At 67.6% G+C, this 11563-nt stretch carries 10 protein-coding genes; 4 read left to right on the top strand and 6 right to left on the bottom strand.

Annotated features, from left to right (window positions below; translation table 11 throughout):
* Positions 1–40 precede the first annotated feature (40 nt).
* The gene (gene yjgA / locus ACEN9N_RS05140) at positions 41–697 is read left to right on the top strand and encodes a ribosome biogenesis factor YjgA (protein ID WP_413331828.1); all 657 of its coding nucleotides are present in this window, start codon (positions 41–43) and stop codon (positions 695–697) included.
* Positions 698–740: 43 nt separating this feature from the next.
* A complete protein-coding gene (gene mog / locus ACEN9N_RS05135) occupies positions 741–1325 on the top strand; it encodes a molybdopterin adenylyltransferase (protein WP_413312582.1) in 585 nt (194 codons plus the stop codon).
* Here the strand turns inward: mog and ACEN9N_RS05130 are convergent.
* From ACEN9N_RS05130 to czcI, 4 genes are all read right to left on the bottom strand, one after another.
* Entirely contained in the window at positions 1315–4479 is a 3165-nt protein-coding gene (locus ACEN9N_RS05130; RefSeq protein ID WP_495655504.1) for a CusA/CzcA family heavy metal efflux RND transporter, read from the bottom strand. The genes mog and ACEN9N_RS05130 overlap by 11 nt on opposite strands.
* A 10-nt stretch (positions 4480–4489) precedes the next feature.
* Positions 4490–5854 carry an efflux RND transporter periplasmic adaptor subunit gene (locus ACEN9N_RS05125; RefSeq protein ID WP_495655503.1) on the bottom strand — a complete coding sequence of 455 codons (1365 nt, stop codon included), beginning with the start codon at positions 5852–5854 and terminating at the stop codon, positions 4490–4492.
* A 22-nt stretch (positions 5855–5876) separates the two neighbouring features.
* On the bottom strand, positions 5877–7214 hold the full coding sequence (locus tag ACEN9N_RS05120; RefSeq protein ID WP_495655502.1) for a TolC family protein: 1338 nt from the start codon (positions 7212–7214) through the stop codon (positions 5877–5879).
* A 93-nt stretch (positions 7215–7307) separates the two neighbouring features.
* Complete coding sequence (gene czcI, locus ACEN9N_RS05115) at positions 7308–7682, bottom strand: cation efflux protein, CzcI family (RefSeq protein ID WP_495655501.1); 375 nt, start codon at positions 7680–7682, stop codon at positions 7308–7310.
* A gap of 159 nt (positions 7683–7841) precedes the next feature.
* On the opposite strand from czcI, the gene ACEN9N_RS05110 reads away from it, so the two are divergent.
* Together ACEN9N_RS05110 and ACEN9N_RS05105 are read left to right on the top strand one after the other, a co-directional pair.
* Complete coding sequence (locus tag ACEN9N_RS05110; protein WP_413312587.1) at positions 7842–8519, top strand: heavy metal response regulator transcription factor; 678 nt, start codon at positions 7842–7844, stop codon at positions 8517–8519.
* Complete coding sequence (locus ACEN9N_RS05105) at positions 8516–9844, top strand: heavy metal sensor histidine kinase (RefSeq protein ID WP_495655500.1); 1329 nt, start codon at positions 8516–8518, stop codon at positions 9842–9844. The genes ACEN9N_RS05110 and ACEN9N_RS05105 overlap by 4 nt, the downstream gene beginning before the upstream one ends.
* Before the next feature lie 7 nt (positions 9845–9851).
* On the opposite strand, the gene ACEN9N_RS05100 is transcribed toward ACEN9N_RS05105, so the two are convergent.
* A complete protein-coding gene (locus ACEN9N_RS05100; protein WP_495655499.1) occupies positions 9852–11105 on the bottom strand; it encodes a cation:proton antiporter in 1254 nt (417 codons plus the stop codon).
* Between the two features lie 36 nt (positions 11106–11141).
* Positions 11142–11459: a winged helix-turn-helix transcriptional regulator gene (locus ACEN9N_RS05095; protein WP_413312590.1), complete on the bottom strand. Its 318-nt coding sequence runs from the start codon at positions 11457–11459 to the stop codon at positions 11142–11144.
* Between the last annotated feature and the right edge of the window lie 104 nt (positions 11460–11563).

Below are 11563 nucleotides of genomic sequence, written 5' to 3'. Positions count from 1 at the left end.
CGCGTTGCAACGCCGCACGGTGCGGCCCAGAATCCACCTCATGTCCCGCAAACCCAAAAAAGGCTATTTCGTCCGTGGCCAGTTCGTAGCCGAAGGCAGCGAACTCGACCTTGAGCTCAAGCGCGAGCTCAAGGGCTCCGACGAAGCCAGCCGCACCGATCTCAAGCGCGAAAGCGACGAACTGCAGAAGCTTGGCACCGAGCTGCTCACACTGCGCGCCGGCCTGTTCGACGCACTCCAGCTCGACGAGAAACTGGTCGACGCCATCGCCGAGGCCAAGCGCATCACCAATTTCGAGGGCAAGCGCCGCCAGATGCAGTTCATCGGCAAGCTCATGCGCAAGCTGGAGCCCGAAGTGCTCGAGGCAGTGAAGCTCGCCCTGAGCGAACAGAACAGCGTGCCGGCCGCCGAAACCGCCGCCCTGCACGAGGCCGAACGGTGGCGCGACCGGCTGATTGCCGACGACGACGCCCTGGGCGGCTGGATCGAAACCCATCCCGCCACCGACTCGCAACAGCTGCGCGCGCTGGTGCGCCAGGCCCGCAAGGACATGAAGTCCGGCCCGGCCGGCGAAGCGCCGCGCCAGGGCAAGGCCTATCGCGAAATCTTTCAGCTCGTGCGCGCGCAACTGGCAGTGCACGGAGGCGCGGACCATGCGGCGGCCGCCGCCGCACAAGACCGGGAAGACGACGCATGAGCCCCTTGTCTTTCTCCCTCCCCTCCCGGGAAGGAGCAACACCATGAGCGCACCGGACTCTGTTCGCATCGGCATCGTCTCGGTCAGCGACCGCGCCTCCAGCGGCACCTACGAAGACAAGGGCCTGCCTGCGCTGAAGGAGTGGCTCGGCCGGGCACTGAAGAACCCCATCGAATTCGAGCCCCGACTGATCCCCGACGAGGCCGACCGCATCAGCGCGACGCTGATCGAACTGGTCGACGCCGGCTGCTCGCTGGTGCTGACCACCGGCGGCACCGGCCCCGCCCTGCGCGACGTGACCCCAGAGGCCACGCTGGCCGTGGCCCACAAGGAAATGCCCGGCTTCGGCGAACAGATGCGCCAGATCAGCCTGCGCTTCGTGCCGACGGCGATCCTGTCGCGGCAGGTGGCGGTAATCCGCGGCAAGAGCCTGATCATCAACCTGCCGGGGCAGCCGAAGTCGATTGCGGAAACGCTCGAAGGGCTCAAGGACACCGAAGGCGTGCAGGTCGTACCCGGCATCTTTGCAGCGGTGCCTTATTGCATCGACCTGATCGGCGGGCCGTACCTCGAGACGGACGATTCGGTCTGCAAGGCGTTCAGGCCGAAGTCCGCCATCAGGCGCTGAGGCCCCAGACCTCGCGCTCGCCTTCCTCCTCCCGCCGGTGCGCGATGCGGTAGAGCAGCGGAAGCACCAGCAGCGTCAGCGCGGTAGACGACAGGATGCCGCCGATCACCACCGTCGCCAGCGGCCGCTGCACCTCGGCACCGGTACCGGTGGCGATGGCCATCGGCACGAAACCCAGCGAAGCGACCAGCGCCGTCATCAGCACCGGCCGCAGCCGCGTGAGCGCGCCTTCGCGGATCGCGGCGTCCAGCGGCAGGCCGCCCTCGCGCAGGTTGCGGATGAACGAGATCATCACCAGTCCGTTGAGCACCGCCACGCCCGACAGCGCAATGAAGCCCACCGCCGCCGAGATCGACAGCGGAATGCCGCGCATCCACAGTGCCACGATGCCGCCCGTGAGCGCGAAGGGGATGCCGGTGAACACCAGCAGGCCGTCCTTGAGGTTGCCGAACATCGCGAACAGCAGCGTGAACACCAGCAGCAGCGACACCGGCACCACTACCTGCAGCCGTTCGGTGGCCGAGGCGAGGTTCTCGTACTGGCCGCCCCACACGGTCCAGTAGCCGGCGGGGATCTTCACCTTGCCCATCGCCTCCTCGGCCTCGGCCACGAAGGAGCCGAGGTCGCGGCCGCGCACGTTGGCGCTGACCACGATTCGGCGCTTGCCGTCCTCTCGGCTCACCTGGTTGGGGCCGGGCGCAATGTCGAGCGTGGCCACCTCGCCCAGCGGGATGAAGCTGGTGCGCATGCTTTCGGCACCCGCGCCATTGGGCAAGGCAACGGGCAAGCGCTTGATGGCCTCGAGGTCGGTGCGCAGGTTTTCGGGCAGGCGCACGATGATGCCGAAGCGCCGGTCGCCATCGAACAGCGTGCCCGCCTCGCGCCCGCCGACCGCCGCCGAGATCGCGTCCTGCACGTCGCCCACATTGAGGCCGTAGCGCGCAGTCTTGTTGCGGTCGATGTTCACGGTGAGCATCGGCAGGCCGGTGGTCTGCTCGACCTTCACCTCGGCCGCGCCGGCGATCTTGCCCAGCACGCCCGACACCTCGGCCGCGGTCTTGTTCAGCACGTCCATGTCGTCGCCGAAGATCTTCACGGCCACGTCGCTGCGCACGCCCGAGATCAGCTCGTTGAAGCGCAGCTGGATCGGCTGCGAAAACTCGTAGTTGTTGCCCGGCAGCTTTTCCACCTCTTCCTGCACGGCGGCCAGCAGCTCTTCCCGCGTGCGCTTCGGCTTGGGCCACTCGCTCTCGGGCTTGAGCATGATGTAGCCGTCGGAGATGTTCGGTGGCATCGGGTCCGATGCAATCTCGGCCGTGCCCGTGCGCGCGAACACGCGCTCGATCTCCGGAAACCTCGCCTTCAGCGTGCGTTCGAGCTGCTTCTGCATCTCGACCGACTGCGTGAGGCTCGTGCCCGGGATGCGAAGCGCCTGGATCGCGAAATCTCCCTCGCTCAGGCTCGGCACGAACTCCGTGCCCAGGCGCGTCGCCAGCAGGCCCGACAGCACCACCGCCACCGCGGCCAGGGTAATGACCAGCGGCTTGGCCGACATGACGCGCGCGAGCAGCGGCTCGTAGCCGCGCTTGGCCCACACCATCAGGCGGTTCTCCTTCTCGCTGACCTTGCTGCCAATGAACAGCGCCACGGCCGCGGGGATGAAGGTGATCGACAGGATCATCGCGCCCAGCAGGGCAATCACCACGGTGAAAGCCATCGGGTGGAACAGCTTGCCCTCGACGCCCGTGAGCGCAAAGATCGGCAGGTACACGATCATGATGATCAGCTGGCCGAACAGCAGCGGGCGCCTCGCCTCCTGCGAGGCCGCGAACACTTCGTGGAAGCGCTCGCTGCGCGTCAGTGGCCGCCCCTTGTGTGACTGCGCATGGGCCAGCCTTCGCACGCAGTTCTCCACGATCACCACCGCGCCGTCGATGATGATGCCGAAGTCCAGCGCGCCCAGGCTCATGAGGTTGGCGCTGACCTTCTGGTTCACCATGCCGGTGAAGGTGAAGAGCATCGACAGCGGAATCACCAGCGCAGTGATCAGCGCCGCACGGATGTTGCCGAGGAACAGGAACAGGATCGCGATGACCAGCACCGCGCCCTCGAACAGGTTCTTCTTCACCGTGGCGATGGCCTTGTCGACCAGCACCGTGCGGTCGTACACCGTCACGGCCTTCACGCCAGCGGGCAGCGTGCGGTTGATCTCCCGCATCTTCTTGTCGACAGCCTGCGACACGGTGCGGCTGTTCTCGCCGATCAGCATGAACACGGTTCCGAGCACCACTTCGCGGCCGTTGTCGGTGGCCGCGCCGGTGCGCAGTTCCTTGCCGATGCCGACCTCGGCCACGTCCTGCACGCGCAGCGGAATGCCGCGCGCGTTGCCGAGGATCACGTTGCCGATGTCTTCCACCGACTTCACCTGCCCCGGCGCGCGAATGAGGTACTGCTCGCCGCGCTTCTCGATGTAGCCCGCGCCCACGTTGGCGTTGTTGCGCTCCAGCGCGGTGACCAGGTTGGTCATCGTGAGGCCGTGGGCCAGCAGCTTGGCGGGGTCGGGCGCGATCTGGAACTCCTTGGCGTAACCGCCGATGGAGTTGATCTCGGTCACGCCCGCCACGTTGCGCAACTGCGGCTTGATGATCCAGTCCTGGATCTCGCGCAGGTCGGTGGGCGAGTACGGCTTGCCGTCGGCCTTCTTCGCGCCCTCTTCCGCCTCGACGGTCCAGAGGTAGATCTCGCCGAGGCCGGTCGAGATCGGCCCGACCACCGGCGAAATGCCGCTCGGCATGCTTTCCCGCGCAGACTGGATGCGCTCATTGACGAGCTGCCGCGCGAAGTAGATGTCGATGCCGTCCTTGAAGATCACCGTCACCTGCGACAGGCCGTAGCGCGACAGCGAACGGGTCTGCTGCAAGCCCGGCAGTCCGGCCATGACCGTCTCGATCGGGTAGGTCACGCGCTGCTCGGCCTCAAGCGGCGAATAGCCGGGTGCGGCAGTGTTGATCTGCACCTGCACGTTGGTGATGTCGGGCACCGCGTCGATGGGCAGCTTCTGGTAACTGAAGATGCCGAGTGCGGCCATGCCGAGCACGGCGAGCAGGATCAGCCAGCGCTGTTCGATGGAAAAGCGAATGATGCGTTCGAACATGCAGGCGTCCTCAGTGGGTGTGCGTGGCCGAGTTCTTGCCCTGCTGCGACTTCACGACGAAGCTGCCGCTGGCGGCATGGGCCGCGCCGGGCTCCAGTCCGCTCACGATCTCGATACGCTTGCCGTCGCTGCGCCCGGTCTGCACGTGCTGCGGCACGAAGCCGCCGGGCACCCTGAGGAACACGGTCGGCTTGTCCTCCACCGTCTGCACCGCCTCGGCCGAGACGGTCACGGGCGCATCCATCTCGGAGGCCACGAGCTCGACGTTCACGAACAGGCCCGGGCGCCAGATGCGCTGCGGGTTGGTGAGCGTGACGCGCGCGGTGGCGGTGCGCGTCTGCGCGCCGATCAGCGAGCCCACGTACGACACCGAGCCACTGGCCGTCTGATCGAACGAGGTCGAGCGGATGGTCACACGCTCGCCGATGCGCACGAGGTTGAGGTTGTTGGCGGCCACGCTGATCTCGGCCCACACGGTCGACAGGTCGGAGATGGTGAAAACGTTGACGGCTTCTCCCACCGACTCGCCGAGCGAGATGTGCTTCTCGACCACCATGCCGTCGAAGGGCGCGCGCAGCTCGTATCGGCCCAGCGCCGACGAGCCGGGCGTGGCGCCGAGCGCCAGCAGCTTCTGGTTGGCGTTGGCCACTGCGATCTGCGCCTCCTGCATCGCCTGCTGGGCTTGCAGGTAGTCCTGCTGCGCGGAGATCTTTTCTTCCCATAGCTTCTTCTCGCGCTCGTAGGTGGTGCGGGCCAGCTGCAGCCGGCGCTGCGCCGACTGCAGTTCGCTGCGCTGCTCCGAAAGCCCCGGGCTCGACAGCACCGCGAGCACCTGCCCACGCTTGACCTCCTGGCCAAGGTTGGCCGACACGCTGTCGACCACGCCCGCCACGCGCGGCACCACGTGGGCCGTGCGGTCCTCGTTGAACTTGATCTCGCCGGGCAGCTGCAGCGACGTCTTGATGCGCGCGGGGCCGGCGCTCTCGATGCTCACGTCGGCCGCCTTGATCTGCTCGTCCGTGAAGGCGATCTTCTCTTCGTCTTCCTTGTGGCCGGCGGGCTCGTGGCTGGCTTCCCGCTTGCCCTCTTCGTGGTGCTCCTTGTCGATATGGCCCGAGGCTTCGCCATGGCTGTGATCGTGGTCCTTGCCCTGCGCCCCGGCTTCCTTGTGGCCTTCTTGGCCTTCGTCTTCGTGATGCTCGCCGTCGCCGTGCCCCGTGGCCTCCGAATGGCCTGCCGCTTCGGGCTTGGCGGGTGCGGTGCGCAGAATCATCGCGCCAGCGCCAAGGCCCAGCACCACGACGACCGCGATGGCGATCCACTGCTTCCTGCCCCCGCTTTTTTCAGCGAAAGGTTTGCGTTCTTCGGTGTTCATGATCTTTGGAATTCCTTGCTTGTCAGCGCGCAATGGGCGCCGTCGCGGGAGAGAAGTCGCTGGCTTCGTTGCCGAGCAGCCGGTCGAGGTCGCCGGCCGCGCGGTGCGCGTCGGCCAGTGCGAGCAGGTACTGCGCACGCACCTGGAACAGCGTGCGCTGCGCATCGAGCGCTTCAAGAAAGCTGAACTTGCCGAGCTCGAAGCCCTTGGCCGCGGCCTCGTAGGCGGCTTCGGCGCCAGGCAGCGCATCGCGTTGCAGCGTCTGCGCGGTGGCGCGCGCGGAGCGCAGCCGCTCCGAAGCCTGCGTAACGTCTGCGCCCAGCTGCAACTCGGCGGCGGCGAGGTCGTCGCGGGCCTTCTCTTCGCGGCTCAGGGCCTCGGCGACGTTGCCGCGGTTGGTGTCGAAGATCGGCAACGGAACCGACAGGCCCACGACCACCTGGTTGCGGCGGCTGCCACCGGTCTCGCCCTCGGAGGACGGCACGCGCTTGGCACCGAGCGACACAGTCAGGTCGGGAATGCGCCTGGCCCGCTCCAGTTCGGACAGCGCCTTGCGCCGCTCGACTTCGAGCCGCGCCTGCCGAACCGCGGGCGCGGCACCCAGGCGGCTTTCCACTTCCTGCGCCGGCACCATCGCCGGCAGTTGGTCGACCACGCCTTCCACCTGCGTGAAGCGCGGGCTCGGATTGCCCCACAGCGCGGCCAGCTGCCGGCGCGCCGAGCGCAGCGCGCCCTCCGCCTGCTGCAGCTCGACGCGGATGCCGGCCTCGGCCACGCGCGCCCTGCTTTCTTCCAGCGGCGAGACCTTGCCGGCTGCCACGCGGTTGGCCGCCGCGCGGGTGGCCGTCTGCGCGAGTCCCGCGGAATCCTGCGCGAGCCGCAGGCGCTCCTGCGAGGTCAGCACGTCGAAGAAGGCGGTGACCGTCGCCGCGCGGATCTCGGCGCGGCGGCCGGCCAGCGCAGAGACGGCCTGGTCTCTCGCGCGCTCGGCCGCCGTCACGCGGGCGGCGCGCTTGCCGCCCAGTTCGAGCGGCTGGCTCAGCTGCAGCGTGGTGGTGCGGTTGTCGCGGCGCAGGTGGAAGACCTGCGCATCGAGCGTGGGGTTGGGCCAGGCGCCGGCCTGGACGATGGCGGCCTCGGTGGCGTCCTTCTCGCGGGATGCCGCGGACAGGCCGGGGTTGGCCTGCAACGCCATCGCGACGGCATTGCCCAGCGTCAGCGGGCCTGAGGGCTCCAGCGTGCGGGCCGCCGCGCCGGATGGCTGTGAATACGGGGAGCCGGCAGCGGTCGGTGTGACCTGTGAAAAAGCCGGGGGCGCCGCCATGGCCAATGCGGCCAGCGGCACGAAGAGCGTGCGCATCGAATTCTCCTGGGTTGCGAAACAACGGACGGACGAATTCGGCGAGAGCTCAGCTGATGGTGGAAATCAGAAAAGAGGTGTTCTCTCGCCGAATCAAAGGGCGAGAGACCAGTCGGGACGGACTGGAACATCGGAAATGTGCGAGGCGAAGCGCTCGGCGGACGTCGCGCGCAGGGCCGGAGCCACGCGCGCCGCGGCCTTCACCGGCTCCGCCGAAGCTTCTGCATGCTGCACGCTGCCGGAATGGCAGACCGCGCAGTCGCCGACCACGGCATTCGGCTGGGTGCTGGAGTTCTTCTGCGCGCCCTCCCCGCTGTGGCTGCGGTCGGTGCCGCGGGTTTCGCTTTCGTGATGGCCCCAGTGCTCGGTCTGCGTGTCGCGCTCATGCTGGCAGTACGCCGATGCCGACGCCCAGCTGAACTGGAACGGCAACAGGACGAGCAGGAAGATGAGAAGCCAGCGGCGCATGGGAGCAAAAAGTATATCGGCGGCGCGCGGCAGGCTCGGGCAAAGGCCTTGCGGCCTGCGGGCCCGGCGCAATGTATGGCACCGGGTGAAGGCTTCGTCCGTCAATAGGATTACCAAATCGTAATCCTCGTATCAAAAGCGCTTCGATATCATGCGTGAATGCGGATCCTTGTCATAGAAGACGAACCCAAACTTGGCGACTACCTGAAAAAGGGGCTCGAGGAGAACGGCTACGTCGTGGATATCGCTCGCGACGGCATCGAGGGGAGGTACCTCGCCACCGAGGGCGACTACGCCCTCGTCCTGCTCGACGTGATGCTGCCCGGCATCGACGGCTTTGCCGTGCTGCAGGCCATCCGCCGCACGAAGAACGTGCCCGTGCTGGTGCTGACGGCGCGCGACAAGGTCGAGGACCGCGTGCAGGGGCTGCAGCAGGGCGCGGATGACTACCTCGTCAAGCCCTTCTCCTTCTCCGAACTGCTGGCGCGCGTGCAGGCGCTGATGCGCCGCGGCAAGCAGCAGGAATCCACCGTGCTGCGGCTGGCCGACCTGGAGGTCGATCTCGTCAGCCGCAAGTGCATGCGCAACCGCATACGGCTCGACCTCACGGCCAAGGAGTTCACGCTGCTGCTGGTGCTGCTGCGCCGGCGCGGCCAGATCCTGTCGCGCACCACGCTCGCCGAGCAGGTGTGGGACATGAACTTCGACAGCGACACCAACGTGGTGGAAGTGGCCATCCGGCGCCTGCGCAGCAAGCTCGACGATCCGTTCGAGGTGAAGCTGCTGCACACCGTGCGCGGCATGGGCTACGTCCTCGAAGACCGCTCCTGGTCTTGACCGCCCGGCCGCACTCACTCCAGAGCCGGTTGTCGCTCTGGTTCGCCGCGCAGACCCTGTTCGGGCTCAGCGTGATCTGCTTCGCCATCTACCTCGTCACGGCCTGGAGCTTCGGGCAGAAACAGGAAGAGGAGCTCAACCAGAAGGCAGTGCTGGTGGAGCACCTGCTCAAGGAGGCCGACAAAGGCGGCGACCTCGTCTTCCTGCGGCACAAGCTCGACGACTTCTTCTCGATGCAGGACGACGTGAGCCTGTCGATCTCGCATGCGGGCAAGCAGCTTTTCCAGTCCAGTCCCACAGCCGGCGGCCGCTGGATGCGGCGCGACCTCGTGGTGCCCTGGCAGCAGAGTGGCCTGACGACGCAGTTGCAGGTTCAGCTCGGCGTGAACACGGCGCAGGAAGACCGCCTGCTGGAGCGACTCGGATGGACACTGCTGGGCGCCGTCGTGCTGGGCACGGCGCTGGTCTCGCTCACGGGCATGTGGCTGGTGCGGCGCGGCCTGCGCCCGCTCAAGGCGCTGGCCGAGCGCACCGCTGCAATGGCGCCCGACAAGGCCAACCGCCCCATCGATGCGATGGACTTCGCCGAAGAACTGCGCCCCTGGATCACCCAGTTCAACGCGCTGCTGCTGCGGGTGCAGCGCGCCTATGTGCAGCTCGAATCATTCAACGCCGATGTGGCGCACGAGCTGCGCACGCCGCTGGCCAACCTGATCGGCGCCACCGAACTCGCACTCACGCGCCCGCGCGGCAACGAGGAGCTGCAGGCCGTGCTCGCGTCCAACCTCGAAGAGATCGGGCGGCTCTCGGGCATCGTCACCGACATGCTGTTTCTCTCGCAGGCCGAAAGCGGCACGCCGATGCGCACACGGGCGGCGGCCAGCCTGGCGGCGCAGGCGGGCGACGTGATCGACTTCTACGACGCCATGCTGGAAGAAGCCGGCCTGCGCGCCGAGGTGAAGGGCGACGCCATGGCCGACGTGGACGCCGCGCTGGTCCGGCGCGCCCTCTTCAACCTGCTGGGCAATGCGATCTGTTTCGCGGCGCCTGCCTCGACGATCCGCTTCGAGATCGGGAGCGAGAAGAACCACAGCGAGTTCACCTTGGCGGTGGTCAATCGGGGCGAGCCGATCGACCCCGCCGCGTTGCCTCGCCTGTTCGATCGCTTCTATCGCGCGGCACCGGCCCGCGACGGCTCGCCTCGGCACCACGGCCTGGGCCTGTCCATCGTGGAAGCCATCGCGCGCATGCACGGCGGGCGCGTGTTCGCGGCGAGCCAGGGCGGCGAGACGCGCATCGGCTTCACAGTGCGCCGCGACGGCTGAACCGCCGTCAGGACTTGGCGTGAGCGCCGTCCGACGCGACTGCTGCCTTGCGGCCGATGAACAGGTTGATCAGCGGCCCCGTCATTGCCGTGGTCACGAGCGCCATCACCAGCAGCATCGTGAACAGCTCGGGGCCGATCAGCCCGGCATCGAGGCCGATCTTCATCACGATGAGTTCCATCAGACCGCGCGCATTCATCAGCGAGCCCGTGGCCAGGCTGTCGCGCCAGCCATAGCCCGCCATGCGTGCGCCGGCCGCGCCGCCTGCGATCTTGCCCACGGTGGCCACGCCCACGATCAGCAGCATTGCGCCAAGGCTCGCGCCCGAGAAGGCATTGGCCGTGGTGCCCAGTCCCGCCAGCGCGAAGAACAGCGGCATCAGCACGACGATGGAAATCGGCTCGATGCGCTCAGTGAGCGACTTCAGCAGCCGGTCGTCGCGCGGCAGGCAGGCGCCGAACAGGAAGGCGCCGAACACCGCATGCAGGTGCAGCCACTCGGTGACCAGCGCCGTCGCCAGCAGGCCGATCATCAGCGCCGCCATCACCGTGGTCGAAGGCTCGCCCTCGGGCGCCTTGGCGCGCAGCAGCCGCGCGAAGGCCGGCTTGAGCCCGAAGAACAGCGTCAGCAGCAACACCGCCATGCCCAGCGTGGTCTTGAGCAGGCCCCGGTAGCCCTCGCCCGCACCGACCAGCGCGACCACGACGGCCAACAGGATCCAGGCGAACACGTCGACCACGGCCGCGGCACCCAGCGACAGCTGGCCGAAGGGCGTGCGCGTCATGCCGCGGTCTTTCAGGATGCGCGCCATCACGGGAAAGGCGGTGATCGACAGCGCCGCCGCGACGAACAGCGCGAACGGCCACACCGCGACCCCGGCCGGCGCGAGCGCCGGATGCAGCGCCGGCGCGATCGCCAGGCCCAGCGCCATCGGCACGGCCACGCTCAGCACGCCCACGTAGCCCGCCGAGCGAAGCTGCTCACGCACGCCCTGCGACGCCCGCAGCTCCAGGCCGACCACGAACATGAACAGCACCAGCCCCAGCGTCGACAGCGACGAAAGCCCCTGCAGCGACTCCTTGGAGAACAGCTGCGCATGCAGCGAGGGAAACAGCGCCCCCATCACGACCGGCCCGAGCATCAGCCCCGCCGCCATCTCGCCGACAACGCCCGGCTGGCCCACGTGGCGAAGAATCCATCCGCACAGACGCGCAGTGATCAGGATGACGATGAGTTGCAGCAGGAGCGAAGTGACAGACATCGGGGGACGGGAGTACGGAAGGCAATGCGGCGGATGTTAGTTCGAAGCCGTGTCGTCGAGCCAGCGGTTGGCCCATTGGTTCAGCGGCGCGAGGCGCTTGACGAGTTCGCCGCCCGACTCGGTGAGCGCATAGCCTGCATCGGCAAGCTCGACCACGCCGACAGCGCGCAGCTCCTTGAGCCGGTCGTTCAGCACCGAGGGCGACATGTCGTCCGTGCTGGTGCGCAACGCCCTGAAGCTCTGCGGCAGCCCGTCGCGCAGCTCCCACAGGATGCGCAACGTGCCCTTGCGGCCGAGCTGCTCCAGCAGCCGCATGATGGGCCGGCGCGATGCCGCGGGTTGTGCGTCTTCCATGCCGGGTCCTTCGGTTGATCGGTCGTTCGGCGAGTGTACGCGCTTGCGCTACGCATTTCGTAGCGATAGACTGCGGCGAATCGCTACGCTTTTCGTAGCGATTT

It is taken from the genome of Variovorax sp. Varisp46 (assembly GCF_059491885.1).
This window is presented reverse-complemented; position numbering and strand designations above follow the sequence as displayed.

Bases quoted from the DNA above. Each gene is read 5' to 3' on its own strand.
- czcI (WP_495655501.1), bottom strand. From the start codon at position 7,682: ATGCGCCGCTGGCTTCTCATCTTCCTGCTCGTCCTGTTGCCGTTCCAG.
- mog (WP_413312582.1), top strand. From the start codon at position 741: ATGAGCGCACCGGACTCTGTTCGCATCGGCATCGTCTCGGTCAGCGAC.
- yjgA (WP_413331828.1), top strand. From the start codon at position 41: ATGTCCCGCAAACCCAAAAAAGGCTATTTCGTCCGTGGCCAGTTCGTA.
- ACEN9N_RS05095 (WP_413312590.1), bottom strand. From the start codon at position 11,459: ATGGAAGACGCACAACCCGCGGCATCGCGCCGGCCCATCATGCGGCTG.
- ACEN9N_RS05125 (WP_495655503.1), bottom strand. From the start codon at position 5,854: ATGAACACCGAAGAACGCAAACCTTTCGCTGAAAAAAGCGGGGGCAGG.
- ACEN9N_RS05110 (WP_413312587.1), top strand. From the start codon at position 7,842: ATGCGGATCCTTGTCATAGAAGACGAACCCAAACTTGGCGACTACCTG.
- ACEN9N_RS05130 (WP_495655504.1), bottom strand. From the start codon at position 4,479: ATGTTCGAACGCATCATTCGCTTTTCCATCGAACAGCGCTGGCTGATC.
- ACEN9N_RS05100 (WP_495655499.1), bottom strand. From the start codon at position 11,105: ATGTCTGTCACTTCGCTCCTGCTGCAACTCATCGTCATCCTGATCACT.
- ACEN9N_RS05120 (WP_495655502.1), bottom strand. From the start codon at position 7,214: ATGCGCACGCTCTTCGTGCCGCTGGCCGCATTGGCCATGGCGGCGCCC.